Origin of the sequence: Streptomyces sp. NPDC058045, from assembly GCF_042885635.1 — a bacterium.
GTDB lineage: Bacteria > Actinomycetota > Actinomycetes > Streptomycetales > Streptomycetaceae > Streptomyces.
This window is the reverse complement of record NZ_JBHVRR010000009.1, coordinates 100,381-126,695: the sequence shown is the minus strand read 5'-3', so window position 1 is coordinate 126,695 and position 26,315 is coordinate 100,381. Positions and strand designations below refer to the sequence as shown.

Annotated in this window: 22 protein-coding genes and 2 CRISPR repeat arrays; of the genes, 8 read left to right on the top strand and 14 right to left on the bottom strand. The window is 68.8% G+C overall.

Going from position 1 to position 26,315, the window contains the following annotated elements:
* Nucleotides 1-165: 165 nt before the first annotated feature.
* Nucleotides 166-924 carry a GntR family transcriptional regulator gene (locus ACFVST_RS08590; RefSeq protein ID WP_390148197.1) on the bottom strand — a complete coding sequence of 253 codons (759 nt, stop codon included), beginning with the start codon at nucleotides 922-924 and terminating at the stop codon, nucleotides 166-168.
* A gap of 583 nt (nucleotides 925-1,507) precedes the next feature.
* Between ACFVST_RS08590 and ACFVST_RS08585 the strand changes: the two genes are divergently transcribed.
* Nucleotides 1,508-2,359, top strand: coding sequence for a GntR family transcriptional regulator (locus ACFVST_RS08585; RefSeq protein WP_390148195.1), 852 nt, complete (start codon nucleotides 1,508-1,510; stop codon nucleotides 2,357-2,359).
* 106 nt (nucleotides 2,360-2,465) lie between these two features.
* On the opposite strand, the gene ACFVST_RS08580 is transcribed toward ACFVST_RS08585, so the two are convergent.
* Nucleotides 2,466-2,681, bottom strand: a complete 216-nt coding sequence (locus ACFVST_RS08580) for a DUF397 domain-containing protein (protein WP_390148193.1) — start codon at nucleotides 2,679-2,681, stop codon at nucleotides 2,466-2,468.
* Nucleotides 2,678-3,547, bottom strand: coding sequence for a helix-turn-helix domain-containing protein (locus ACFVST_RS08575; protein ID WP_390148192.1), 870 nt, complete (start codon nucleotides 3,545-3,547; stop codon nucleotides 2,678-2,680). The genes ACFVST_RS08580 and ACFVST_RS08575 overlap by 4 nt, the downstream gene beginning before the upstream one ends.
* A gap of 243 nt (nucleotides 3,548-3,790) precedes the next feature.
* On the opposite strand from ACFVST_RS08575, the gene ACFVST_RS08570 reads away from it, so the two are divergent.
* The 3 genes from ACFVST_RS08570 to ACFVST_RS08560 all read left to right on the top strand — a co-directional run bounded on the left by ACFVST_RS08570 (nucleotide 3,791) and on the right by ACFVST_RS08560 (nucleotide 6,841).
* Nucleotides 3,791-4,231, top strand: coding sequence for an ATP-binding protein (locus ACFVST_RS08570; RefSeq protein ID WP_390148190.1), 441 nt, complete (start codon nucleotides 3,791-3,793; stop codon nucleotides 4,229-4,231).
* Complete coding sequence (locus ACFVST_RS08565) at nucleotides 4,222-4,692, top strand: hypothetical protein (protein WP_390148188.1); 471 nt, start codon at nucleotides 4,222-4,224, stop codon at nucleotides 4,690-4,692. The genes ACFVST_RS08570 and ACFVST_RS08565 overlap by 10 nt, the downstream gene beginning before the upstream one ends.
* Before the next feature lie 547 nt (nucleotides 4,693-5,239).
* Nucleotides 5,240-6,841 carry an ISL3 family transposase gene (locus ACFVST_RS08560; RefSeq protein ID WP_390148186.1) on the top strand — a complete coding sequence of 534 codons (1,602 nt, stop codon included), beginning with the start codon at nucleotides 5,240-5,242 and terminating at the stop codon, nucleotides 6,839-6,841.
* Nucleotides 6,842-6,916: 75 nt separating this feature from the next.
* A CRISPR array of direct repeats spans nucleotides 6,917-8,653; the repeat unit is 29 nt; unit sequence CGGCTCACCCCCGCCTGCGCGGGGACCAC.
* An 18-nt stretch (nucleotides 8,654-8,671) separates the two neighbouring features.
* Here the strand turns inward: ACFVST_RS08560 and cas2e (ACFVST_RS08555) are convergent.
* The 11 genes from cas2e (ACFVST_RS08555) to ACFVST_RS08505 all read right to left on the bottom strand — a co-directional run bounded on the left by cas2e (ACFVST_RS08555) (nucleotide 8,672) and on the right by ACFVST_RS08505 (nucleotide 21,529).
* The gene (gene cas2e / locus ACFVST_RS08555; RefSeq protein ID WP_390148184.1) at nucleotides 8,672-8,998 is read right to left on the bottom strand and encodes a type I-E CRISPR-associated endoribonuclease Cas2e; all 327 of its coding nucleotides are present in this window, start codon (nucleotides 8,996-8,998) and stop codon (nucleotides 8,672-8,674) included.
* A gap of 22 nt (nucleotides 8,999-9,020) precedes the next feature.
* The gene (gene cas1e, locus ACFVST_RS08550) at nucleotides 9,021-9,992 is read right to left on the bottom strand and encodes a type I-E CRISPR-associated endonuclease Cas1e (RefSeq protein ID WP_390148182.1); all 972 of its coding nucleotides are present in this window, start codon (nucleotides 9,990-9,992) and stop codon (nucleotides 9,021-9,023) included.
* A gap of 4 nt (nucleotides 9,993-9,996) precedes the next feature.
* Nucleotides 9,997-10,662, bottom strand: a complete 666-nt coding sequence (gene cas6e, locus ACFVST_RS08545) for a type I-E CRISPR-associated protein Cas6/Cse3/CasE (RefSeq protein ID WP_390148181.1) — start codon at nucleotides 10,660-10,662, stop codon at nucleotides 9,997-9,999.
* Nucleotides 10,659-11,519: a type I-E CRISPR-associated protein Cas5/CasD gene (gene cas5e / locus ACFVST_RS08540; RefSeq protein ID WP_390148179.1), complete on the bottom strand. Its 861-nt coding sequence runs from the start codon at nucleotides 11,517-11,519 to the stop codon at nucleotides 10,659-10,661. Before cas5e ends, cas6e begins: the two co-directional genes overlap by 4 nt.
* Entirely contained in the window at nucleotides 11,516-12,685 is a 1,170-nt protein-coding gene (cas7e, locus tag ACFVST_RS08535) for a type I-E CRISPR-associated protein Cas7/Cse4/CasC (RefSeq protein ID WP_390148178.1), read from the bottom strand. The genes cas5e and cas7e overlap by 4 nt, the downstream gene beginning before the upstream one ends.
* Before the next feature lie 62 nt (nucleotides 12,686-12,747).
* Nucleotides 12,748-13,446, bottom strand: coding sequence for a type I-E CRISPR-associated protein Cse2/CasB (gene casB / locus ACFVST_RS08530; protein WP_390148176.1), 699 nt, complete (start codon nucleotides 13,444-13,446; stop codon nucleotides 12,748-12,750).
* Entirely contained in the window at nucleotides 13,443-14,999 is a 1,557-nt protein-coding gene (gene casA / locus ACFVST_RS08525) for a type I-E CRISPR-associated protein Cse1/CasA (RefSeq protein ID WP_390148174.1), read from the bottom strand. The genes casB and casA overlap by 4 nt, the downstream gene beginning before the upstream one ends.
* A gap of 55 nt (nucleotides 15,000-15,054) precedes the next feature.
* Nucleotides 15,055-17,922, bottom strand: coding sequence for a CRISPR-associated helicase Cas3' (gene cas3 / locus ACFVST_RS08520; protein ID WP_390148173.1), 2,868 nt, complete (start codon nucleotides 17,920-17,922; stop codon nucleotides 15,055-15,057).
* 197 nt (nucleotides 17,923-18,119) lie between these two features.
* Nucleotides 18,120-19,611: a CRISPR direct-repeat array (repeat unit 29 nt; unit sequence CGGCTCACCCCCGCCTGCGCGGGGACCAC).
* Between the two features lie 18 nt (nucleotides 19,612-19,629).
* Nucleotides 19,630-19,953 (bottom strand): type I-E CRISPR-associated endoribonuclease Cas2e, encoded by a 324-nt coding sequence (cas2e, locus tag ACFVST_RS08515; RefSeq protein ID WP_390148171.1) that lies wholly within the window; start codon nucleotides 19,951-19,953, stop codon nucleotides 19,630-19,632.
* A 31-nt stretch (nucleotides 19,954-19,984) separates the two neighbouring features.
* On the bottom strand, nucleotides 19,985-20,737 hold the full coding sequence (locus ACFVST_RS08510; protein ID WP_390148169.1) for a glycosyltransferase family 2 protein: 753 nt from the start codon (nucleotides 20,735-20,737) through the stop codon (nucleotides 19,985-19,987).
* Nucleotides 20,738-20,740: 3 nt separating this feature from the next.
* Nucleotides 20,741-21,529: a GntR family transcriptional regulator gene (locus ACFVST_RS08505; protein WP_390148167.1), complete on the bottom strand. Its 789-nt coding sequence runs from the start codon at nucleotides 21,527-21,529 to the stop codon at nucleotides 20,741-20,743.
* A 393-nt stretch (nucleotides 21,530-21,922) separates the two neighbouring features.
* Here ACFVST_RS08505 and ACFVST_RS08500 point away from each other — a divergent pair, with 393 nt between their 5' ends.
* From ACFVST_RS08500 to ACFVST_RS08485, 4 genes are all read left to right on the top strand, one after another.
* Entirely contained in the window at nucleotides 21,923-22,294 is a 372-nt protein-coding gene (locus ACFVST_RS08500) for a hypothetical protein (RefSeq protein WP_390148165.1), read from the top strand.
* 115 nt (nucleotides 22,295-22,409) lie between these two features.
* Nucleotides 22,410-22,763, top strand: a complete 354-nt coding sequence (locus tag ACFVST_RS08495; RefSeq protein ID WP_390148163.1) for a hypothetical protein — start codon at nucleotides 22,410-22,412, stop codon at nucleotides 22,761-22,763.
* 14 nt (nucleotides 22,764-22,777) lie between these two features.
* Nucleotides 22,778-24,007 (top strand): hypothetical protein, encoded by a 1,230-nt coding sequence (locus ACFVST_RS08490; RefSeq protein WP_390148161.1) that lies wholly within the window; start codon nucleotides 22,778-22,780, stop codon nucleotides 24,005-24,007.
* A 136-nt stretch (nucleotides 24,008-24,143) separates the two neighbouring features.
* Nucleotides 24,144-26,264, top strand: a complete 2,121-nt coding sequence (locus ACFVST_RS08485; RefSeq protein WP_390148266.1) for a cell division protein FtsK — start codon at nucleotides 24,144-24,146, stop codon at nucleotides 26,262-26,264.
* The last annotated feature ends 51 nt before the right edge of the window (nucleotides 26,265-26,315 follow it).

Genomic DNA, 26,315 nt, shown 5'->3' with positions numbered 1-26,315 from the left:
AGGGGAACCGGCCCCTTCTACGCGCTGCGGGCGGGCTACCAGCAGAGCGAGCCCGTTGTGTTGCGGACTCCGTCGAGAACGTCCTCCACGAGGAGGCGTACGCCTGTCCCTTTGCCGGCATTGGCGATAGGCGGAATGCGGTTCTGTCCCTTGAACATCAGCAGGTCACCCCTCCGGCCGTACTCCCGCCGCGGCCGGGTGTGTGGTGAAGAGGGCTTCGGCGCTGTGGCCGGGGAGGAGTAGGAGGGCGGCCTCCACTACGCGTCCGTCGGTGTCGCGGGAGGTGCGTTGGATGCTGAGGACTGGGGCGCCCGCTCCGATACGTAGGACCCATGTGTCCTCGGGTTCGGGGAGGCGGGCCGTGACGCGGGTTGTCACCTCGGCGAACTTGATACCTGCCGCAGTGAGTTGGGCTGAGATGTCATCGCTCGTGGGCGAGGTGCCGGTGCCTGGCACTGCCAGGCGCTTGGCGATGTCGTCGGGTACGTAGACCCGGGCCAGGCTGTGGGGATGGTCGGCGTAGCTGCTCAGATACGTGTACTCGGTGAGGCGTGTGCCGGGGCGGACGTCCAGGAGGGCGGCCAACTCGGCATCGGCCGGTGTCGAGTTGGTGGTGACGGTGGTGTCCAGGGCCACGGTTGTGGTCGTTTGGGGTTCCGGGCCGCGGGCGTTGGGTGTGTAGGTGGTGTGGCCGCTGGAAGGGCGGACGAAGTTGCCGCGGCCGTGGCGGCGGACGATGAGGCCTTCGTTCTCCAGCGCGGCGAGGGCCTCCCGTACTGTCTGCCGGCTGGTCTCGTACTGCTTTATGAGGTCGCTTTCGGGAGGGAGTTGGTCCCCCGCGGTGAGGTTGCCGTTCGTGATCCGGTGGCGGAGTTCATCGGCGATACGGGCGTGACGGGCGACATGGATGGACCTGACTGCCATGGACGGGGTCACTACTTCCTTGCGGTCCGCTGCGCGGACAGTCGGGTCTTGGGGTGGACATCGAGGACTGCGCCGGTGCGGTGGGTGCGGTTGACCATCGGCATCACAACACCTCTGCGGCGTACGGCAGTTGAAGCGGCAGGCGCGCGACTCCGGCTGCTTCCGTGGTGCGGTGGACAGTGTTGAGCACGCTGGTCAGCTCCCTAACGCTGATGGGCCGCGCCTCCCGGACGGCCTTGTCTGTGGCGGGGATTTTCTGATGACCGCGCGGGCGGTGAGGCCATCAGGGCGTTTTTCCAGGCCCCACCGGTCGGCCAGGGCGAGCAGTTCGTACAGCTCCCGCCAGACCGCGGGCGACAGGGGCCTCGGCACGTCCGTCACCAGCCCGAAGCAACCGTCCTCGTCCTGCCTGTGGGGGTGGAAGCCGGCGGCGACGAGGCGGGCCAGGAGTTCCACGATGCGCGCTTCGGCTGAGCGCAAGGGCCTTCCTCCATCGCCGATGGGACCATGCCTGCGGGCATGATCTAGACGTCCAGGAGACATCTGGACGTCTAGATTAAAGGTGGTCGGCTAGATTTTCCATATGCGAGAGCAGCCGTCCTACCTCCGGATCGCCGACGTGCTGCGGCAGCGGATCGCTGTCGGCGAGTGGTCGCCGGGCACCCAACTCCCGTCCCGCGCCCAGCTCGCAAAGGAATTCGACGTCAGCGACGCGATCATCCGGCGCGCGCAGGAGGCCCTGATCGCGGACGGCGTCCTGGAGGGGCGGGCCGGGTCGGGTACGTACGTGGTCGAGCAGCGGGTCAGGCGGCAGATGACCCGCACGCGCGTCGGCGTCCGGGCAGGCGAAGCACGTGGAGGCCCGGACTGTGGTGCCCTCGGGGAGGGCGAAACCTGGGAGAGCCGGAGTGAGGCCATGGTGCCGGCGCCGGCGGACATCGCCGAGCGGCTCGGCATCGCCGAAGGCGATTACTGCGTGCGGACGGACTACGAGCACCTGGTCGACGGCAAGCCCGTTTACCTGACGGTGAGTTGGGAGCCGTACGCGATCACGTCCGGCTCACTCGTAGTCCTCCCGGACGGCGGACCGCTCGCCGGGGCCGGTGTGGTGCGGCGCATGGCGGAGATCGGCATCACGGTCGTGCGGGCGGAGGAGCGGTCCGAGCCGGGAACGACGAGCGCCGAGGAGTCGGTCCTCCTCGGCGTCCAGCGGGGCGCCGCGTGCATCCGCATCCGGCGGACGTTCCTCGATGACGGCGGGCGCGCGGTCGAGACAGCGGATCTGGTGGTGCCGGCGGCGTTGTGTGAAGTGGTGTACGAGGTGCCAGTGGGCGGAAGGGCGTCCGCAGGACCACCGACCACACAGCTCCCGACCGCGACTGCCTCTTCACCAGCGACTGCCCGCCTGCGCGGGGAGCACGCGATCGCGCCGTAGCCGGTCTTGTGCGGGGGTGGCTGACCCCCGCGTGCGCGGGGATCACACCTTCACGAGCTGGTCGGTGCCGCGGCCGGGGCGGGCCGCCTGTTGGTGCACGGTTGCGTTAGACGTCCAACCCGCCGTCACGGAGTCCGGACACCAGTCCGGCGACCTGCTCACGGCTCAGCAGCAGCGCGGGCCCCGTCGGGTTCTTGCTGTCCCGCACCGCGACGGACTGATCGTCGACGATGCCGAACTCGACGCAGTCGGACTGCGTACCGGACGCTGACGACTTCCACCAGGAAACGGCGAGAGTCGAGGCGTCGTCAATGTGCGTCATGGGTGTGTCTTCCTTATCTCTGCGATGCAATCTGCGGACGCCTCGACCGGCAGCGCGGCGGCGCGCAACCGCTCGAATGCGTCCCGGTAGACGCCTACTTGTTCCCGGTCCTCAACGTAAAGAGCTGAGGTCAGGCTCTCGACGTGAACGACGTCGAGGTCGATGTGCTCCTCGAAGCCGAGGATCGTGTAGGAACCCATCTGCCCCACATGCGGTGCGGCATCGACGGGCAATACCTGGATGGTCACGTTCGGCCGCTTGGACAGGGCAGTCAGTCTTGCGAGTTGGTCGCGCATCACGCCCTCGCCAACGCACCGGGTCCGTAGGGCCTGTTCGCCGATGATCGCCCACAGGCCGAGCGGTTGCTCTCGCGTCAGCACGGCCTGCCGTGCGAGGCGAACCTCGACAAGGGCGTCCACCTTTTCCTCGACGGCGGCCGACATGCCGATACTGGTCATGAACTCCCTGGCGTACTCGCCGGTCTGCAACAGGCCCGGGATGACTCCCATTTGCCAGGTCCGCACCGCAGTGGCTTCCGCCTCAAGGCTGATCAAGTCCTCGTACACGGGCGACAGGACACCGCGATACGACTGCCACCACCCGCGGCGCCCGCCCTCGCGAGTGAGTGCCAGCAGGGCCGCGCGCAGCTCGCCGTCCTCGACGCCGTACAGGTCGAGCAGTGCATCAATATCCGCGTTCTTGGCCGCGCTACGGGCGAGTTCGATCCGCGACAACTTAGCGACCGTGATCGGCCGCCCGGTCCCTTCGGACTTCTCGGCCACGTCCTCCAAAGTGAGATTGAGGCCGTCACGTAGGGCCCGCAGCTTCGCGCCGAGTCGTCGCCGACGCACCGTGGGTGTGCTCACGATCCCCTCCGCTTCCATGTCCTGCTCGACAGTCTGCCGTGTGCCATCAGGCCGTGTCACCTGCGACGCCTCCCCCTTGTAGCCACTCTCGGCATTACATGCAAATTCTCATTCTTTCGTGAGAGTACTTGCTGAGTAGGTAGCTAGAGGTGCACTCTGAGGCACGAAACGTAACCGGCTGCCCCGTTGGCGTTACGAAGCTATGCGCTGGGGTCGCACTCCTCTGAAGGAGTTCGCACGTCTATGCCAGAACATCCGACACAGCAAGTTCCGCCCTGCTGCCCGCCACCGGCCGGCCCGCCACAACAAGCCGTGTTCGCCAGTGATCCCGGCTCCGTCAGCAAGGCGCGCGCGTATGCACGTGAAGTCGTAGAGCGGTACACGCCGGACGCTCCTCGCGCCCTCATCGAGGACCTACAGCTGATCGTTTCCGAGCTGGTCACCAACTCCATTCGGTACGGGACCGAGCCGGGCGATTCCGTCGCCGTCGTCCTCTCCGCGTCGGCGGGCCGGGTGCGTGTCGAGGTGCACGACCCGTCGCGGCGGTACCCGAGGGTCAAGGCTCCGAGCGCGGACCGCCAGCGGGGACGCGGCCTGATCGTCCTGGACGCCTTGGCGCACAAGTGGGGTGTCGCTCCCCGCCCGTTCGGCAAATACGTCTGGGCGGAGCTGGTATGGCGATGACCATCCGGGCCGTACCCGGCCCCGGCTTCGTTGCCGGGTGCACGGTGAGGACGTGGCTCGACACGACCCCGGCCGGTCCTCTGGCGCACCTGCTGATCGGCCACCGGCCGCCACGGCGACCAGAGGAGACCGCCGAGGGCATCGAGGCCGGTCTGATGGGCATGGTCGACGGGATGCGCCTGCGACCGGCGACCGAGCGACCGTCGACCATCGGCGCGCATCTACTGATCCGCAGCCCCTACGCCGCCCTCGACTACGGGCACCCCCGGTATCTCATGCGGCTCGCGGCCACGCCCACGGAGTGGCGCTTGCGTATCGTCAGTGGGTGGCCGACGTGCGTGACGATCGGTCTCGATCCCATACCGCCGGGCGCTGGCCCTGACATGCTCGACCAGTACGTCGAACGCGTCCTCGCCACCAACCGGGCACACATGGGCCTGACAACCATCCGGCGGATATGACGTAAGCCACTGAGGCGCACGCCATGCAGTAGTCGCGTGCGTCCTCCCCGCCCTTCCTATGCCATGGCACCGGCAAGGGAGGGGAGGGCCAGGCCCTGCCACCGCTGTTCCCCCGTACGGCAGGGTGGGCCAGATGGAACGGCCCCGTACCTACCTCTTGGGTACCGGGGCTGTTTCCTGCCTTTTGCTGCTGGCTGCACGGCGACCCCGCCTGCGCGGGAACTGCATCATGATGATGCGCTGTGTAGCGTTTGGGATAAGGGCTCACCCCAGCCTGTGCGGGGACCACGTATCTGTGCCAGGCCGAGGGTGCCGTCGGCATCGACCGTGATGAGAACCGCGGGGGTGGGCTGCGCGCCCCGATAGTCACCGTGAACGAGGGGCTCAATGCGCGTGCCGGCCTTCTTGGCTCTATTCACGAGAAGCGGTTCTGGCTCAGCTTCCGTGCAGCGGCAACTGTGAGTGACGGCTGAGTGTCTGGGGTTGGTGCGCGAAGTCGCCCGAAAATGGGCCGTGGTCACGGCAGTTGGGCTGACAGTTCGGGGCCGTGGAAGAGATCGTGCTCCGTCTGAAGGAGCTGTTGTTCCTGTCGGTCGCGGACATCGCGGTGCTGTCCGTGGACGTGAACATCGCGATAGTGCGTGTTGACGCGCACTGCACAACGGTTGGCGCCTCCTGCCCGGGGTGCGGGATCTGGTCCGCTCACGTGCACAGCTCCTACCTGCGGTTTCCTGCTGATGTGCCGAGCGGAGGACGACGGGTTGTCCTGCAACTTCGCGTCCGGCGGTTCCGCTGCCGGAACACGGTATGTCCGCGCCAGACCTTCGTGGAGCAGATATCCGGCCTGACCCGCAGGTACGGACAGCGCACGAAACGACTGCGCTCGACGCTGGCCTCGCTCGGTCTCGCCCTGGCCGGCCGGGCTGGCGCCCGGCTGGCTACCGTCCTTGGGGTGTCGGTGAGCCGGAGCACGGTCTTACGTCTAGTCAAGGCGCTTCCCGAGCCAGAAGCGTCGCCGCCGCGGGTGGTCGGCGTCGATGAGTACGCAACGCGCAAGGGCCGCCACTACGGCACTGTGCTGGTCGATGTCGAAAGCCGACGACCGGTGGACCTGCTGCCGGATCGAGAGGCGTCCAGCCTGGCCCAGTGGCTGGCGAAGCGCCCCGGCATCGAGGTCGTCTGCCGGGACCGGGCACCGTTCTTCGCAGACGGCACCACGGTCGGTGCGCCCCAAGCCGTCGAGGTCGCTGACCGGTGGCATCTCTGGCACAACCTCGGCCAGGCCGCCGAGCGCGAAGTCGCCCGGCAACGTCAGTGCCTCCGAGTCCTCGTCCCCGAACCGGTCAAGGACAAGGTCGACGAGACCGAAGCCGCTGACGACGTCCCGGTCTCGCCCTGGAAGAGCGACCGGTTTGCCAACCGCATCCGGACCAGGCACGCCACCGTCCACGCGATGCTTGAAGCCGGCCAAAGCCGCCGGTCAATCGGCTGCCAACTCCACATGACCCACCGCACCGTCAAAAGCCTTGCCGACGCCGCCAGACCGGAAGACCTCTTCCGAGGACAGTGGCCGTACAACCGGACCTCCGCCCTGGACGAGTACAAGCCCTACCTCGACGACCGCTGGAACGAGGGCTGCACCAACGCCTGGAAGCTATGGGAGGAGATCGTCCCGCTCGGCTACAAGGGCAGCTACGGCATTGTCAGCGCCTACATCAGGAAGAAGCGCACGTCACCCCGCCCGGTCACCGCCCAACCACCGCCACCCCGACTCGTGACCAGATGGATTCTCAGCCGCCCAGAAACCCTTTCCGAACCCGAGCAACTCCGACTCAAAGCAGTCCTGACGAACTGCCCCGAACTCGAAGCACTCACCAACCACGTCCGCCACTTCGCGACCATGCTCACCGAACGCCAAGGGCAGCAGCTGCCCGAGTGGCTCAACGCCGTCCGCCAGGACGACCTCCCCAGCCTTCACACCCTCGCCGCGGGCATCGACCGAGACCATGACGCCGTGACCGCCGGCCTGAGCCTGCCCTGGAGCTCAGGCGTGGTCGAGGGCCACGTCAACCGCATCAAGATGCTCAAGCGCCAAATGTTCGGCCGGGCTGGCTTCCAACTCCTCCGGAAACGCGTCCTGTTGGCGTGACGCAGAGTTGCCGCTGCACGGAAGCTGAGCCAGAACCGCTTCTCGTGAACAAAGCCAGCCATCAGCCGCTCACCACCGGCTCACCCCCGCTGCGCGGGGACCACGCGACCTTGTTGAAAATCTCCACGAACATGTTCGGCTCACCCCCGCCTGCGCGGGGACCACGCGTACCGGTCCGTGATCGTCTGGACCGCCGTCGGCTCACCCCCGCCTGCGCGGGGACCACTGGGACTGGGAGGGCGACGTGCCGTAGGCCTCCGGCTCACCCCCACCTGCGCGGGGACCACTGACCGCGGGCTGGTTGAGCGCGTCGGTGCTGCGGCTCACCCCCGCCTGCGCCGGGACCACGCACCTACCTGGGTGAGGACCGCAAGACGGGCCGGCTCACCCCCGCCTGCGCGGGGACCACTGCGCCAGTTCCTCCAGGACCTCCGTGACGTCCGGCTCACCCCCACCTGCGCGGGGACCACACCTCCCACCGGTCAAGACGCGGCTACCGCTGCGGCTCACCCCCGCCTGCGCGGGGACCACTCCGCGAGACAACGGGCGGTCTGCTCACGCCACGGCTCACCCCCGCCTGCGCGGGGACCACCGCCTCGTTCCAGACGAGTTCGAGGTCATCGTCGGCTCACCCCCGCCTGCGCGGGGACCACACAGTTGGCGGTCCACATCACGCACCACCCGCCGGCTCACCCCCGCCTGCGCGGGGACCACGGTGGGGCGGCGGCGGTTGTACTGCAAGAGGGCGGCTCACCCCCGCCTGCGCGGGGACCACAAGAGAGGCGGACCCCATGGTCCCCAACCCTACGGCTCACCCCCGCCTGCGCGGGGACCACCGCACTTGGTCGTCGAGCTGTCTCCGCACGAACGGCTCACCCCCGCCTGCGCGGGGACCACGCTCGCTGGCACCCCGCCCCCTCCCTGCCAGCCGGCTCACCCCCGCCTGCGCGGGGACCACGTCCGTCCAGGACCTGGGACCAGGCGCGGCGGGGGCTCACCCCCGCCTGCGCGGGGACCACTCCATCGAAGGCGCCAACCGGCTCGCCTCCCACGGCTCACCCCCGCCTGCGCGGGGACCACTCGAGGAGAGAGTGCCGGTCGCCCGCCTGAAACGGCTCACCCCCGCCTGCGCGGGGACCACGACAGCCTCATTCGAAGTTGTGTGGGAAGAATCGGCTCACCCCCGCCTGCGCGGGGACCACGTTTCGGATTCCAATTCGATGAACGACCACGTCGGCTCACCCCCGCCTGCGCGGGGACCACCGGGCCACGCTGCCCTTGTTGATGCCGGTCGCCGGCTCACCCCCGCCTGCGCGGGGACCACCGGGCCACGCTGCCCTTGTTGATGCCGGTCGCCGGCTCACCCCCGCCTGCGCGGGGACCACCCGGACGAGTGTTGTCTCCTCGCTTTCCTGGCCGGCTCACCCCCGCCTGCGCGGGGACCACCCCACTGACCAGGAAAACGCGACTCAACGAGCCGGCTCACCCCCGCCTGCGCGGGGACCACCGTTCCGGACCGGAGCGAGTGAGTGTGTAAGTCGGCTCACCCCCGCCTGCGCGGGGACCACGTCTTCGAGCGTCAGAATCAGCGAAGCTTTCGGGGCTCACCCCCGCCTGCGCGGGGACCACTCGGCCACACAATCCAAATCAATGCGGATTGGCGGCTCACCCCCGCCTGCGCGGGGACCACGCCGACTTCCCGCCGTCCCCGTCAGACGACGACGGCTCACCCCCGCCTGCGCGGGGACCACGTCGTCACCTCCGGGTCGGCGCTGTGACAGAACGGCTCACCCCCGCCTGCGCGGGGACCACTCTTCGTGACCTGCAGTGTTAGGACGGGTTTGCGATGTCTTTACCGCCGTCGGGTTCGGCGTCTCCTGTGTATGCGATCAGGGTCAGGCCGTCGAAGTCGATTGGTTTGCGGCGGTGTTGGCCGGCTGTTCTCAGTTCGAAGCCCTGCTCGTTGTCGGCGGGGTGGACCAGCACGGCTACTCCTTCCTCCACACATGCGCTGACCGCGCCCCACAACTGGTCGCGGACCTTCGCCGAGACAGTACCGACGTACATCTGCGGCGTGACTTCGAGGAGCCAGCGGCTCAATGCTCCGCGGAGATGGTCGGGCACGGCGGACATGGTGAGGGTGATCATCGACGCCATACGACGGTGCCCTTCCTGTGGTTCATTCGGCTTCTGCCGAGTAGTTGACGCCTCCGGGGAGAGGCCCGGAGACGGGGTCCCACAGGTCGACGAGTTGCTCTTCGGGGTCGGGCTCCTCGGCGTCCGTTTCGGGCACCAGAAGGCGTTGGACGTCGGTGACGATGCGCGGCATGAGCTTGAAGAGGCGGAGACCGTCCCGGAAGCGGCGGCGCGCTTCTGCCTCGGGGTTGGGGCTGTCGTTGAGTGAGAACGCCAGCGGGATGGTGAGTTCGGCCTTGTACAGGTCGGCGATGTCGTAGACGAAGGCCTGTTGGTTGCCGCTGTGGACGAAGCCCAGGGCAGGCGAGCAGCCCATGGCGAGGAGAGCGGCGTGGACGATGCCGTACAGGCACGTGTTGGCAGAGGAGAGGGCGAGGTTGACCGGGTCCTGCGTGTCCCACGTGTCGGGGTCGTAGGCCCGTTTGAAGCGGCCGATGCGGTGCTGTTGGGCCAGGAGTTTGTACATCGCCTTGACGCGTTGGCCTTCGAGTCCGCGGAGTTGGGCGAGGCCGGCTTCGGCCGGAGCGGTGCCCCGGCCGAAGCGGTGCTCGTACATGCGGGTGGCGACTGCGAGGCGCCGGCCGTCGTCCGCCCAGGCGCGGACCTGGCTTTCGAGCCAGGTGGTGCTCAGTGAATCGGGGGTGATGCCGGCATAGGTCCGGACGCCGCCGGATCCTGCGATGACCACTGTGGTGCCGTGCCGAGCCAGGGTGCTGAGGGCCCGCGCAGTGATGCTGGTTCCTGGGCCGAGCAGTACGCAACTGAGGGCTGCGGTCGGCAGGTAGACGAGTTCGGTGCCCCGCTCCTCGGTGGTGACGCGGGCGCAGACACCGGTGTCGTCCTGATGGATGCGGACGATGTCGAGGTAGAGGAAGGACAGGGAGTCGCCCACGCGCGGAAGCATGGCGACTGTCGGTGCTGTGAGTCTGCGCCGTGCAGTGTTCGTTCGGGACATGCGGCTACCGTGCCTGCCGGTGAGGGGCAAGGCTGAGGAGGCCGCAGCCGTATGACTTTCCTCGGCCGATGCCTTCGAGGACGCGCTCACGCAGGAGTTGGGGGTTGGTGACGACAGCGGTCCCTTCGAAGCGGGTGCGGGCCAGGGTGATGTGCCTCTTGTCCTGGCTTCGTTCGCCGTGGCTGGTGGCCAGCGGTGTGCTGTGGCTGCTGGTGAGCTTCAGACCCGAGCGTTGTTCGGCCTGACGGACCCACCAGTCGTCCGCGTCAGGCCCGCTCAGCGGTATGACGGACTTGGCTTTCGTCGCTGCGCGAGTGGTGTGCCCGGGCTTTCGGACGGGATTGGCGTCGATGCGGTAGCGAACGGTGAGTCCGGTGGTGAGCAGATCAGGGAGTGTGCTGATGTCCTTGGTGACCGCGGTGCCGTAGGCGCTGGGCAGACGGTCGAGGTCTGGGCGTCCGCGGCTCTGGACGAGGATGCTGGTGCTTCGGGCTGGGCCGGTGCCTTCTTCGACACGGAACATGACACCGAGTTGGTTCCGGGCGGTGGGGCCCAGACCGTCGGGGAACAGCATCATCAGGCGGTGGTGCATCCCCACGGCGCTGGCCAGGTCGCGGCGGGCGTCGCGGTAACGAAGGTCCGGCTGGATGCGGGTGAGCCAGAGCGTCATGCGGCGTCTCCTTGCTCCCGGCTGGTGAGTGGTTCCAGGTAGTCCTGCAGAGCGGTCAGGTAGTCGGCACCCAGACCGCCGTACGGTGTCGCCGGCAGCCGCAGAGTGCGGCGGTACAGGGGGCGTGCGCGGTAGACCCGGCGCTTTGGAGACAGATCGACCGGGTCGTCGGTCACCTCTCCGACGGGAGCGCTGCCGTCCAGGTGGCCATCGGGTACGGCGGCGTCAGGTGCGAGCGGCAGGTGGTGCAGGGGGGCGTCGCTGTGGAATTCCACCCGGGGCGAGGTCCCATCGCGTGCGTCGGTGGGCGCGCTCCGGGCCAGCGGGATGCGGATCAGGTGGTGCAGCGGATTGGTGACCACTCCGATCAGCAGTGGGGTTTCGGGTGGGCAGGCTCTGCGGCCGAGGTACGGGGGCCACACCGGCCTGGTCAGGGCCTGCGCACAGTGGTGGAGCAACTCCGCGTCGTCGCAGGTGAGGACGGCGGTGAAGGCGGCGTCCGCCAGGTAGGCCCGGTGAGAGAGCAGGGTGCCCTTTCCCGGGGGCCTCTTCTTGCCTTCGGCAGTGGTGACGGTGGCCTTGGTGGGCAGCCCGCCGCCTGCGGTGTGGAGGTCGCGCAGCAGCACACCAGGGCGATCGGTTCGGGTGGTCAACGAGAGGCGGGCCAGATCCTTGATCGGCTCACCGCGTTGCCGCCCCATGCCGGCCGCGAGGAGGCCGATGATCCCCGAGCGGGTCGGAAACCGGGAAGTGTCACGCTCGTTGAATGCGCTGTGTGTTCCCCAGGACTGGAGTGGTCCGGCCAGGTGCAGCAGGATCCCGACTGGTTCCTGCCCAGAGTCTTGGGGCGTGCTCACGCTGCGGCTTCCTCTCCGAGCGCGGCGGCGACCGAGGCCGTGATGAGTTCGTCGAAGGAGTCGGACCGTCGGCCCAGGCCGGCCAGATCCGTGGTCTCCAGGCCGGCCCAGCCTGCGGTGACCAGTCCGCGGCCGCCGAGAAGTCGGCCTGCGGCCTGTGCGTAGTGGTCGAGCGCGGCGCGTGACGGCGCGGAGAAACCGCCGGTGCGGTCGGCGGTCACGGGCTGCTCGAACGCGGCCGCATAGGACACCGGACGGTCTTGGCGGACGGTGAGGTGCACGAGGTCGGGGATGGTGTGCGGAGCGGTGGCGGTCTTCTTGGCCTCGGGCAGGGACAGTACGAAGGCCTCAAGGAACGCTGTTGTCAACTGGCGGGCTGTGGTCAGGTCGGGACCGATGTTGCGCAGCAGGTCCGCCAGATCGATCGTGGCGTAGCGGTAGAAGACCCCGGCGCTGAATTCGCTGCTGCCCATGTGGGCACTGCCGGTTGTGTCCTTCCAGGCGTCGGTGATGTCGTCGACGGCTGCGAAGTAGTCGAGTTCGACGTCGGTGCCGTGCGTGGTCAGGGCGTGGGCGACCTGGACGGCGCCGTCGACGCCTGCCTTGTCGACTTCGGCGAGCATCCGGCCGAAGAGGTTGATGACGCCGTTGCGGGAGCGAAGAACACCCTCGATGCCTGCCGCGGGCAGGACGCTCTTCACGCCCTTCTTCATATCCTTCGCTGCTTCGAGCTGTACTCGGTGGGCTTCGGCGATATCGGCGAGTTCGGTGACCGCCGTCGTGGGGACGTACACCGCGGCGTTGGTCGTCCAGGCCGGCGCATCGTCGGAGGGCGGGTCGGCCGTGATGCTGCTGCCCGCCGTGATGTGCTGCCCCGCTCGGCGCGCGAGGTCGGCCGGCCACTGGCGTTCTTCGCGGAGGTGCTTCTCGACCGCCTCACCGATGCGACGGGTGCGCAGGGCCTGTTCGCCGATTGCCCGCTGGAAGTAGTTGCGCACTGCTCGCTTCCAGCACTGGCTGCTGACGCGGGTGCGCTCCCGGTCGCCGTACTGCACGGTCTTGACGGAGTTGGTGTCGTCCCGGTTGAGGTTGGCATAGGGGATGCTCTGCACGATGTGGGCGCAGATGAACCGGCCCGGAGTGGGAACGGGCAGATGAGCGGTCATGATGGTGGTCCCTTGGATCGTGGGTCGGCAGTGCGGCGGGGCGGTGGCCCGTTGTTCGGAAGTCAGAGTTGGGAGTCTTCGGGGAGCGTGGCGTCGTCGGCTTCAAGCGCTGCGTCGAGTACTGCCTTGTGGCGGGCGCGGTAGAAGTCCTGCAGCCAGCGACGCCCGATGCTCCTTCGGTGGGTCGGCCATGCCCGTAGGTGGACGAGGAGTTGGGCCCAGTCCGGTGGTGTCCTCTTGTCGCACAACTGCCGTACTGAGGACGGAAGATGACGGTGCAGTCCCGCTGGGCTCTGCCTCGTGAGCAGGTTCAGCCTGGTCTCGGCCGCGCTCTCCCGCAGCCCTCCATGGCCCAGGGCGACAGCCGCCGCGAACGTGCTGCCCAGGGAGACGCCGTAGGGAGAGATGCCGACGGCGGCCTGATCACCCTCTCGGCCGGCTTCGGCCTCGGTGGAGGATGCGAAGCGCGACGCCCGGAGGGCCTCCGACTTCTGCGCTGCGATCAGCGCGGCCACGGTGTAGAAGGCACGCTGAGTGTGTTCGTCCTGAGCTGCCTGCGGCAGTAGAGGGGCGACGATGCGGTGCATACGCGGTACCTCGTCCAAACGCTTACCCAAGCCGCTGCGCAGAGCCGCCCTGGCACCCGTATCCGCAACGCAGATCTTCTCGATATGGGCGACGAACACTCGGGCGTGAGCCAGCCACGGCGAGGGTGCTTTGGGCGCCTCTGCGGGCGGTGTTGTGGTGCTGGCAGTGGTCATGCTTGGCCCTTCTGTTCGGCGCCGGTGGAGGGAAGGCTCTTTCGGTCCTTCGGTTTTGTTTTCTTGGGCCGGCCTCCGTAAAGCTCGATGCGTACGGATTCCACGGCCTTTGCGCCTCGCATCATGCGGGTGGCGTTCCGGGTGACCTGGTTGTAGATGCCTTCGGCGATCTGGCGGAAGGACTGGCCTGCGCCTTCGAAGCGGCGCTCTTCCAGCCGCTCCCAGAATTCGCTCTCGGCGGCAGGCCAGTACCGGGCCGCGGCCTCCTGCGACCACGCACAGTCCTTCGCCTTTCGGGCATTACTGAAGACAGCCCAGGCCCGCTTCGCGGCCCTATCCAGTCGGGCCCCCGCGGTTTCTCCACTGATCCGGAGGAGTCCCACCATGCGGGCGGTCTGCGGATCGCGTTCTTCCGCGAGAGAAAGAATCGGTGGAGTCGACGCCGACACCAACTGCGTGTCTTTCGCCTGGCCATCCTGTTCGATCCCGAGGGCCTGCACGCGTAGATCGAAGCCCAGTTCCACAGCACTGGCGAAGATGCGCGGCCTACGCGCATCCGTCCCTGGAACGTCCTGCAGGAGCAGTGCGTCCAGGTCCCGCCACAACGCCCGCTGTGCGTCCGCATAACGGGCGTAGGGATTGCCCGCCTGGCTGGTCTGCCAGATCAGGAAATCGTCGTTGCGTGGGATCCCGTCGCGGAACGCCCAAGTGATGTAGCTGTTTTCGACGTGCTGACCGGAGGCGTCGGGGACGAGAAGCACGGCGTGTTGCGAGCGGGCGGTCAGGCCGGAGAGAGGCCCTGCCACCTCGCCCTTGATGTCCAGTGGGTTCGGTAGCTCTTCACGTTCCCAGGGGCAGAGGTCGGACTCCGGCGAGCTGTGAGGATCGGGCTCTGGCACCCCTGCCAGCAGCGTCTCGAACAGCGTGGCGCCGACAGGGTGGTAGGAGAGGGCGCTACGCAAGGGGCCGGCCTTGGAGTTGGCCTCCTTGGTCTGCTGGTGCGTGCGCGTGGCACACCGACCGGCCGGCCCGTAGTAGCGCCACACGAGCAGATGCAGAAGCGCCTCAAGGGAGGACAGCGGAGCAGGCCGAGAGTCGAAGGTGTGCTGGAACCAGGCCTGGTTGGAGCCCGAAGCGCGGGTGATCGCCAGCTTGTTCACCCCAGCCGGCTTTTCACACTCGGTGGCCAGCCGGGGATCTTGTAGGAAGGGATGCCGCGGGTCGTAGAGACGCAGCCGGTCGAGGTACCTGGCGATGTATGCGTTGACGCCCTCCGAGTCGAAGTGGCCCTCGTCAGCGATCCGTTCGCGCCGGTCATGCCAGCCCTGTGGCGAGTCCAGTCCGGTGACTCTCGCCGTCAGGGCGTAGAGGATGCGGTAAAGGCCTGAGAGGGCGGGCGGGAGCGGCACCGCCAGGGCACTGATCTCGTGTGCACGCGTGAGTAGTTCTCGAAAACCCACGGCCTCCGGTCGCTTGTCGGGATCGGCGTGTTCAGCCCATCTCACGGGCACGGCTGGCTTTTCCCACAGGTCGTAAGGATCGGCAACGGGCATAACGCCTCCGAAGCAGGATGGTCGGGCAGGCTGAATGTGCTCCTGGTAGGAGCTTTCAAATGCGGCGGAGGCCGATGTCGGTCATGGCCAGGGTGTGGTCCCCCACGCGGCACGACCAACTGTCGCCTTGAGGATCTCCGTCCAGCAGCTCCAGTGGCGTCGGAGTCATGCGCAGGACCACAAGGTCAGCGAGCACGTGGTGGGCGGACCAGTCAGGAGGCGGCTCCTGCTCGGCGCCGGCTTGGGCCAGCCACCGACCGGGAACGGGAACCGCCTGCCGCATGATGTGTCGTACGTCATCCAGTGCTGTCCGGCTCTGCCCCACCGTGGGAACGGGAATCCGCCCATCCGGATCGAGAGCCAGCGCCCCGTCCGACTGGCGGTACAAGCACACCGCACGCTCGGAGTCCGCGCCGAGTCGGGTGGTCAGCAGCGCCTCGTCCAGCAGGCCCAAGCCGTCGTCGCTCAGTCTCGCCAGGTTCAGCAGGCCGGTCGGTCCGGGGACCGCTGTCATCATCGCCAGTTGCTCTTCTGCCAGCGCCGTCGCCTCCCGTTGCGCATCGGCCCTACGCAACTCGGCAGCGGCTGCATCCGACAGGCGATCCGCGAAGTCCTCCGAGTAGACGGCGTCGACCAGGTGCTGCACATCTCCCGGCACCGAGATGCCCTGTTGCTGCAAGTCGTGCAGCAACAGGGACGTCCGTTGCAGCAGAGCGGTGTCGTAGACGGTGCCCCAAGTCGCCGGCACAGTGACCCGATCGCCGGAGACCGGTTCCAGAACGACCAGACGCGGTGCGTCACCGATCCAGCCCGGGCGGCCGGAACGGTCGTGGCGCATACATCGCCCCGCCCGTTGCAGCAACTGCGCCAGAGGAGCGAGGTCACTGATCACCACGTCGAAGTCCAGGTCGAGTGACTGCTCCACGACCTGAGTCGCCACGAGTACCGACCGGTGCGGACGCTGTCCTGCTCTGTCACCACTGCCCGGCTTTCCGAAGGCGCTCTCACACGCCTCGGTGATCTCCCTTCGGCGCTTGGCCGGGTAACGAGAGTGCAGCAGCATCAGGCCTTCCGGCTCCGCCGCGAGTTCCGGGTGGCACCTTTGCAGCAGCCGAAAGGTGCGCTGCGCCTCCGCGACCGTCGTACAGCAGACGAGGGCACAGCCACCTTCGTCGATGACTGGCCGCAGGTGTTCGAGCAGTGCAGCGCTGCGGGTTCCCGGCCGTACGGAGTCGACGCTCGCCGGACTGGTGTCGGTGTCCCACGAGACCGGTTCGAGGTCGAGTCGGATCGTGCGGGGCCTGCTGCTGACCACCGGCCGCGGCGGCGAGACGCTGCCGGTGCCGGCGTCGACGTAGAGCCAGCCGGGATACACGGGCTCCACGCTGATCGGATCGCTGAAGCCGCAGCCACGGCGGTAGGCCTCCACGAGGGATGTGGCTGTCCGCCCGGCCAGGGTTGCGGACAAGAGCACCACCGGCGTCCCCATTGCGCCCAGCCACTCCAGCAGCCGGACCAGCAGGCTGTGCATCCATGGCCCGTACGCGTGAGCCTCGTCGACGACGAATACCTTGTTCGACAGGCCCGACAACCGCAGCGCGTTGTAGCGCACCGGCAGCACGCCCATCAATGCCTGGTCGATCGTGCCCGCGCCCAGCGGGGCCAGCAGCCCGCGCTTCGCCCCTCGCAGCCAGTGACCTGCTTCCATCCCTGAAGCCCCGTCCGAGACGGTGGCGCCCACACCCCCGGTGGCCTCCGCCGGAACAGTAGTCGTCCCGCCGGCGTAGGCGTCGCTCAGCCAGGCCATGCTGTGCAGGAGCGTCATCGCCCGATCGCCCGTCACGTTGCCCTGGGCGAACTCCGCCACACGCCCGAACATGGCGTCGGCGGTGGCCATCGTCGGCAGTGCGAAGTACAACCCGCTCGCCCCGGAGGACGCGGCCATCACCGACGCCGCGTGCAGCGCGGCCTCCGTCTTGCCGTCTCCGGTAGGCGCGGTGACCAGCAGCAGCCCCGCACCGTCGGCCGCCAACTCGGGGAGTTTCTCCGCGAGATCAGCCTGGAGTTCGTTGGGGGCGAAGGGGAACTGCTCGCCGAAGTCCCGGCCGGGAAACCGCGCAGCCCCGAGTCGGGCGTCCGCCACAATGCGCCGTGCCTGCGACTCCGCGACACGCCAGTGCTGCTGCAACTCCGCCTCACCTGCCTGCCAGCCTGCTGGCGGCAGTCTCCGCTCGATGACCTGCTCCTGGCTCGCCAGCCAGTCGGCCACGACGATCAGCCCCAGGAACTGCACGGCCACATCTGCGGGCAGAGGCGCCTGCAGCGACGGTATCGGCGCTCCGCTTCCCACCATCCGCGCGACAGCATCGGCGTGGGTCCGTCGCTGTGCCGCCCACTCGGTGCCCCCGAGTCCCGGCAAGTGGCCTTCCAGGTTGCGCAGATGCTTCGGTTCGAGTGCTCGGTGGAATCGACCGTGGTGACCGCCGAGAAGCTGTGCGATCTGGTGGTGCGGTGAACGCGAAGGGGTTCGCGCCTGGGGATATCCCCAGTCTGCGAGGAGTTGCGTCATGGCCCAGTGTCCGGCGACGTCATGTCGTAGCCGTTCGGTTTCCGCACCGGGAGTGTGGCTGTATCTCCCGTCCTGCGTCACCGACTTGTAGGCGTCGGGCACCATCGCCTGGAACGGCGGACTGATCTTCCCCAGGTCATGCAATCCCGCCCACAGACACAGCCACTGACGGCACACATCCACCGAGGCACCGGACTGCCGCGCCAACCGCTCTCGCGTGCCATCAGTCAGCGTCACATCCCAGAGGGCCCCGGCGACGACGGCCGTGTCCAGCAGGTGACACACAAGCGGATATGGACGCGTCAGACCTCGGCTCTTCCCCCATAAGCGGACGTCTACAGCTGATAACGCCATGTGGCACTCCATCTCCCCAGCGGCAGCAGACCGCCGCATGAACAGAGATAGCAGGCACCACTGACAACGGTCCCCGGAAGTAGAGAAAACGGTCGCTGGACCCGGAAGGTCTGGGCGTGCAGGTCTGTGTCTCCTGGCTGAGAACACTGCTCAGCCATCCGGACACCACCACCCCGCCCTCTCCACCTGCCGGGCCCTGGCTCACCCCCACCTGCGCGGGGACCACTACGCCACGACGTGGTCGACGCCCTGACGGATCGGCTCACCCCCGCCTGCGCGGGGACCACACCTGGTCTCCGGACAGCGCGTTGTTCGCGGTCGGCTCACCCCCGCCTGCGCGGGGACCACCAGGACCGACAGGAGCGCGCCGCGACCAACGGCGGCTCACCCCCGCCTGCGCGGGGACCACTCCCGGCTGGTCTGGGCCCGGTCGAGGGTCTCCGGCTCACCCCCGCCTGCGCGGGGACCACGACGTGTTCGAGCCGTACCCGGGGCCGCGTTCGGCTCACCCCCGCCTGCGCGGGGACCACGACCACCGCCGTGCGATGTGGGTCCGGGAGGACGGCTCACCCCCGCCTGCGCGGGGACCACTTCCGCGATCAATTCGCAGGTGCAGGTGCCGCCGGCTCACCCCCGCCTGCGCGGGGACCACTCATGTCGTCTCCCTGGTGTTGAAGGTTCGGGCGGCTCACCCCCGCCTGCGCGGGGACCACCCGGGGAGGAACAGCTTGCCCGGGTGCCAGCGCGGCTCACCCCCGCCTGCGCGGGGACCACCGGGCCAGCTCGGCGCGCTCGGCGTTGTCACGCGGCTCACCCCCGCCTGCGCGGGGACCACGCCCGCACCTGGGCGGCCGCCGCGCTGCGCGGCGGCTCACCCCCGCCTGCGCGGGGACCACAAGTTCGCGAAGCGGCAGACCGTATGATCACGCGGCTCACCCCCGCCTGCGCGGGGACCACTGTCACACCCTTCCCGTTATCCGTCTGTCCGACGGCTCACCCCCGCCTGCGCGGGGACCACGTTCTCGGTTTCGATTGTGTTTCGTTGTCAGTCGGCTCACCCCCGCCTGCGCGGGGACCACTCCAACCGCAAGGTCCGTGACCTCGGTGAATTCGGCTCACCCCCGCCTGCGCGGGGACCACTTCATGAATTGCCGTCCAGTATTTGAAGGTAGCGGCTCACCCCCGCCTGCGCGGGGACCACCCCAGCGTGCCGGAGGCCTGTCCGGCGACCGTCGGCTCACCCCCGCCTGCGCGGGGACCACGTCCGTGCGGGTGCTCCCGGCACGGTTCGCGAGGGCTCACCCCCGCCTGCGCGGGGACCACGCCCCAGGGCCATCCCGAGTAGACCGACGCTGCGGCTCACCCCCGCCTGCGCGGGGACCACCAGATCAAGGAACTCGCCCAAGCCGCACTCGACGGCTCACCCCCGCCTGCGCGGGGACCACTCTTTCACGTCGTCCGCGATGCTGCACAAGTACGGCTCACCCCCGCCTGCGCGGGGACCACAACGCTGTCGAGTGTAAGGCAGACCGCCACCACGGCTCACCCCCGCCTGCGCGGGGACCACATCGCACCGACCGCCCAGCAGCTGCTCGACGGCGGCTCACCCCCGCCTGCGCGGGGACCACCACTTCGAGGAGCTGATGAAGCAGAACGACGCCGGCTCACCCCCGCCTGCGCGGGGACCACCCTTCGTGACCTGCAGTGTTAGGGCGGGTTTGCGATGTCTTTACCGCCGTCGGGTTCGGCGTCTCCTGTGTATGCGATCAGGGTCAGGCCGTCGAAGTCGATTGGTTTGCGGCGGTGTTGGCCGGCTGTTCTCAGTTCGAAGCCCTGCTCGTTGTCGGCGGGGTGGACCAGCACGGCTACTCCTTCCTCCGCAGAGGCGCTGACCGCGTCCCATAACTGGTCGCGGACCTTCGCCGAGACAGTACCGATGTCACGTACAGCGTGACAGTTTGATGCCTGGCCGATCGATGGAGAGGTCGGAGGTGCTGTGCCTGAAGCGCTGGCCAGGCGAGTGTTTGCCACGGCTGGTCAGGCCAGGAAGATTCACCAAGTCTCACGCCGGATATCGCCACCCCATCCCCTCCAACGCCCGCGCCCGTGCCTCCACCACTGCCATCCGCGCATCCCGTTCCGCCGTGTCCACATGCGCCGCCTGACTCGTCATCTGCCCTTCCCACTTGCGGTAGAGGAGGCCTACCTCGGCGGTGAACCAGCCGCGGGCGACGGCGTTGAGGGCGAGGAGGAGGCCGGTGTCCTCGGAGGCGGGGAGGGCCATCCACCCGCCGACGGCGAGGAGGAGGTCGCGGCGGACGAAGAGGGTGGCGGGGTGGACCTGGGCGCGGTAGTCGTGGGTGGTCCAGTGGTCGACGACGGCTTGGCGCTCGATTGGGCCGGGTTCGGGGTCGCCGGGGAAGCCGGCGGTGGTGCCGTCGGGGAGGAGGTCGAGGACGCGGGAGGTGGCCCAGCCGAGGGTGGGGTCGGCTTCGAGGGCGGCCAGGTCGCGGGCGAGGGCGCCCGGGGTGAGCTGGTCGTCGGCGTCGAGGATCTTGATGTAGTCACCGTCGGCGTGGGCGAGTGCAATGGTGCGGGCGACGCCGGGGCCGCCGCGCCGACCCTGCCGGAAGCTGACCCGCGGGTCGTCCGGTACATGGGGAGAGACCTGGTCGCCGGCGCCGTCCTCCTGGATGAGCCAGTGCCACTCCCAACCGTCCGGCAACTCCTGTTCGCACAGCGACTTGTAGGCGTCGGCGAGGAAGTGCGCGGAGGGTCCGTGGACGGCCGTGACGATGATGATGCGCCGCCTCACGGCTCACCACCTTTCCAAGTGGGTCGTGAAGAGCATTTCGGTGCGGTCGCCGGGGAGGGTGACGTCGGACATCTCCACCACCCGGCCCTCGGTGTCGTAGGAGGTCTTGCGGAGGACGAGGACGGCGGTGCCGGGCGGTAGGCCCAGTTCCTCGGCTTCCTCGGCGGTAGGCGGGCGGGCCGTGACGCGCTCCTCGACGCGGTCGATCTCGATGCCGACGGTGAGGAGTTGGTTCCAAGTGCCGCCGGGCCAGGGCTCGTTGGTGTCGTCCAGGAGGTCCGAATTGCCCGCGACGTGGGCGCGGACGAGGTACGAGGTGACGAGGTTGAAGGGGTTGCGTTCGGCGCTGTAGCGGGTGCGGTAGGTGCGTTCGACGAGGGGGGTGCCCTCGTCGACTCCCAGGGCCTCGGCGATGTTCTTCGGTGCCTCGATCTCGCGGTAGGCGGCGTGGAACACCAGGTCGTTGATGGTGAGCCCGGTGTCGTGTTCCGTCGCGCCGGTCTTCTCGCGCTTCTCCTGGGGCTTGCGGGCTCGGTCCTTCTCCCACTGGTGGCGGGCGTTGGACCGCTGGACGAGGACGCGCGGTTCGCGGACGAAGTTGCCGCGGCCGTGCTGCTTGACGATGAGGCCCTCGGCCTGGAGGACGCGGAGGGCTTCGCGGATGGTCGGGACGCTGTAGCCGAAGCGGCGGGAGAGGTCGGACTCCGAGGGGAGTCGTTCTCCGGGACCGGGCTGACCTGCGCGGATCTCGGTGCGGAGTTCGTCCGCGATCTTCTCGTAGACCTTCGCCATGCGTGCTCACCGTCCCAGTCGTGCGACGCAGCTCAGCATACGACTCCTCAAGAGGACTTGACGACCGAAGGAGTCAAGCGTCATAGTCCCTAGCAACTCCTAAAGAGGACTTGAGGACTTCACCTCTTGAGGAGTTGGGGAATCACCTCTGCCCGCAGGAAAGCCCCAGGACTCCCGGGGCGAGTACGGCGGAAGCATCCGGACCTTGAGAACTGCACAGCGTGACTGACACGAACGAGTGTTTTTGATCTCCGGCTCCCGTTGCCGTGCAGGTGGCGGCGGGTCGGAGGTCATGGCCACTCGTCCGACGGGTGGTCCTCCCGAACGAGGAAATCGGGGCACGGCCTACGCGCCCCCACCCTGACCGGCACCCAACCCGAGAAGGGAGACCCGATGCGTCTCGCCGTAGGCGACGTCGTCCGTGACCGCACCGACATGGTCCTCGGCACCGTCGCCCGTATCGACCGCAACACCGCCCGCCGCGTGGTCGTGCATGTACCCGGCAGCGTCACGCGGGCGGCCTGCGCCGAGGACCTGGAGGTCGTACGGCGGCACACCGCACCGGTCACCGGCCGACGGCAGATCGCCGCCGGCCTCGTCCTCCTCGCCGCAGTCGTGACCGGCGGCTGCTGTGCTCACAACGTGCGGGTGCTGGGCGGCAGTTGGCTGCTCGCGGCCATTACGGCGGTCGGCGCGTACGAGGTGTTCGCGGTCGCCTTCCGCGTGGTTCGCCGCCTGGCGGGGCCGCGTCGCTTCCGTATCTGAGCACCACCGGAACCACTACTTCTCCGGTCAGCGACGGTGGCCGACGGGTCAATCAGCCCACCGCGCTGGCTTCCATCCCTCCGCATCCATCCCATCCAGGACATGGAGCCACCACATGCGCATCTATATCGGCCGCCAGGAGGCCGTCACCGCCGAGGAGTTCGAGGAACTGGCCCGTGGATCGGGCGAGTTCAGGGAACTGCCGGCCGAGATCCTGGACCGGGTCTTCCGCGAGGAGGCCCCGGAGGACTTCCGGGACCTCTTCTTCGGCCCGCCCGGTGAGACCGACGAACAGCGCCGCGCCCGTGAGGAGGCCGCGGGGCACATCCTCGCCGAGTTGCTGGACGCGGGCCGTGACGACGAATTGGAACGGCTGAACGCGATGTACGCGGCGCAGCTCGTCTGCGCCGCGAACCTGCGAAAGCGGGCCCGCGGTCCGCGGATGCACTGGGTACGGAAGGCCGCGTGAGGCCCGTGGACCTCGTGTCTTTCCACGATGCGGCCTCAGCCCTCATGGTCGTCCTCATCACCGCAGCGTGGTTGACCTGGCGGGCCCTGCGTAGGCGTCGGCTTCGGGATACCGGCGGCCGCGCCACTCCGGCCATCCGGATCGCCGCCCTCGCCGCGGTCGGCTGTACCGCGTACTCGGCGGACACGAGTTGGCGGTTCGCCGCGGACTATCTGGACATGGGCGGCACGGCGGAACGTGTCGCCATGTTCGCCGCCGCCGAGTTGGCGCTGTTCGCCAGCTCCCTCCTCGCCCGGCAGAACCTCAACGGGCCGAACGGGGCACCCGGCGCGCCGGGCGTCCTGGTCTGGGTGATCACCGGGGTGCAGATCATCCCGGCGTACGCCGAGTCCGGGGTGGTCGGTGGCACGGTGCGGGCCTTCGTCGGCCCGGTCATGGCTGCGCTGCTCTGGCATCTCGCGATGGGCATCGAGTTGCGGCACCGCACGCCGGACGCCGCCTCCTCGGGTCTACTCGCCTTGCTCGGGCGGGAGTTGAGGGAACGTACCCTCTCCCGCCTCGGTCTGGCCGAGCGGAACCGGGACGCCGCTCAGATCACCCGGGACCGCGCCACCGTACGAGCTGTGGCCCTGGCGGCGCGGCTCGCGGAGCAGACGCCGCGGCAGCGCGGTCGGCGTCGCGGGCAGCGGCTCGCCCGGAGGCTGTCCGTCGCCGTGGCCCGGGCCTCCGTCGGTGTCGACGCGGGCCAGCGACGCGCGCTCCTCGATCAACTCGCCGCCCGTCGCCATGCGGCGAGCCTGGCGACGATCGAACTGCCCTCCCCTTGGGACGAGCCGACCGCTGATCCAGTGGCCTCCGCCCTGGCGGCCCAGACCCGGACACAGATGAGCCAGGCGACGGAGAAGATTCGGAGCCGGACCCTCACGCGGCTTCTCTTCGCCGACGTCGCACCTGCTCAGGCGGTGGACGGCGAGGAACGTTCACCCGAACATGCCGCGCCGCAGGGGGAGACCTCGCCGGAGAGGTTGGGGACCGAAGCGGCCACGGCGGAGATCACCGCCGGTTGGCTCGGCGGCCTCACCGTCCGGGAGACCGCCGAACGCGCCACCCGCGCCCCCAGCTACGTCCACGAGGTGTTCGTCCGCCTGGAACGCGAGCGCGGACCACGGCCCGTCCCCGGCCAACTCGCCCTGATCAACGGCCATGGAGCCGAGCCGGACGCCGCCAGAGCGCCGCGCCCCTGAGCCCGCCCCCGCCGTACGCCAGGCCCGGCCCCTCCCGCAGAGCCCGAAGGAAGCGCCCGTGCACGACGCGAACCACGAGAACGACGGAGACACCCCCGACCCCGAACATGAACTCTTCGCCCGCCTGGAGAAGGAGATGGACGCACCCCAGCACGAGAGGGCGGCGAATCCGACCAACTCCCCACCGGACAGCGCCCCTTCACCGGAGGAGCCCGAACCCGACCCCACCGCACCCCGCCCCGTCGACCGCCCCGGCGGCCCCATCGGCCCCGGCCTCATGGACCGTGTCCGCGGCGCCAAGCGTCGCCCCGTCGTCCCGGCCTGGGCCCGTTCCGCGACCGAGTTCAAGAAGGCCGGCGGCGGTGTTGCGGACTACGCATGGCACATCGCCTCGTACCACGCCATCCGCACCCCTTGGTACGCCGCGCGGCTCCTGCTGCAAGCCCCGCTCGGTGCCGGACGCTTCGTCGGTGACAGCGTCCGGTGGATGAATGACGGGGAGGGCGATCCGTTCCGCCGGGAGGCGGCCGCTCATGCGGACATCGACCGGTATCTGAAGCTCTCCCGGCAGCGGGACCGCCGCGTGCGCTGGCGGGCGTTCGTCGGTATCGCGGCCGCCATCGTCGGAGCCACGACCGCCCTCGCGCTGTACGTCCTGGCACCGGCCTGGCTGCTGACGAGCGTCGGCGCGATCGTCGCGCTCTCCCTCGGCCGGCTCGGGCAACCGGCCGACGAGCCCGTCATCCACAGGTCTGTGGACATCCCGAAGGCCACGAGGCTCACCAGCGACATCGTGCTCCGCGCCCTCGGTTCCCTCGGCATCCCCGCCATCAATCAGGCACAGGCCAAGGGCGGCGACGGTTTCGCCTTCACCGCCCCGATCACCCGGGATGGCCCCGGCTGGCTCGCCGAGGGAGACCTCCCGTACGGCGTCACCGTGACCGACGTCGCGGACCGCCGGGAGAAACTCGCCTCCGGCCTCCGCCGCCCCCTCGGCTGCGTATGGCCCGAGTCCGTACCGGACGAACACACCGGCCGGCTCCGCCTCTGGGTCGGCGACCAGGACATGTCGCAGACCGCGAACGCCGCCTGGCCGCTCGCCAAATCGGGGGCGGTGGACCTCTTCAAGCCCGTCGACTGGGGCACTGACCAGCGCGGACGCTGGGTCGGCGTCACCCTGATGTTCATCGCGGGCATCATCGGCGCCATCCCCCGCATGGGCAAGACGTTCCTGCTCCGGCTGCTCCTCCTCATCGCCGCGCTCGACGTACGCGCGGAGATCCACACGTACGACCTCAAGGGCACCGGTGACCTGGACTCGGTCGGTGACCGTGTCTCCTACCGCCACCGGGCGGGCGAGGAGGACGAGGACATCGAGTACGCCATCGCCGATATGAGGGAATTGCAGGGGGAGTTGAGACGGCGGGCGAAGGTGATCCGGTCGCTCCCGCGCGACATCTGCCCCGAGTCCAAGGTGACGACGGAGCTGGCATCCAAGCGGTCACTGCGCCTCCATCCCATCGTTGTCGGGGTGGACGAGTGCCAGATCTGGTTCGAACACCCCAAGTACGGGGCGGAGTTCAAGGAGATCTGCACCGACCTGGTGAAGCGTGGGCCGGCCACCGGCATCGTGCTGCTCCTCGCCACGCAGCGGCCCGACAAGGACGCCATCCCGACCGCGATCAGCGCCAACGCCTCCGCCCGCTGGTGCCTGAAGGTCATGGGGCAGATCGAGAACGACATGGTCCTCGGTACCGGCGCCTACAAGCGCGGCGTCCGCGCCACCCTTTTCGCCTGGGGTGACAAGGGGATCTGTTACTTCCTCGGCGAAGGCGCGGACGCCCAGATCGTCCGCGACGTCTTCATCGACGCGGTCCAGGCCGACCGCATCGCGCTCCGCGCCCGCGCTTTCCGCGAACGCGCCGGCACCCTCGCCGGGCACGCCCTCGGTGAGCAGCCGACCGCCGAAACGGTCCCGCCGCCGGACGTGCTGGCCGACATCATGGCCGTCGTCCCCAGCGGCGAGCCGAAGGTCTGGTCCGAGACACTCCTCGCCCGACTCGGCGACCTCCGTCCGGACATCTACGGCGCCTGGACACCGGAGCAACTGGCCGCCGCCCTCAAGCCGTTCGGCATCCGCACCGGCCAGGTCTGGGGCACCGCCGAGGGCGGCAGGGGCGCCAACCGGCGCGGTATCAAGCGCGCCGAGATCCTCCGAGCAGTCGCGCAACGTGACGGACAAGCCGAAGCGGCCTAGCCGAACCGGTGCTAGGTCTAGCGGCCACCCCCGCTAGACCTAGCACCCCCG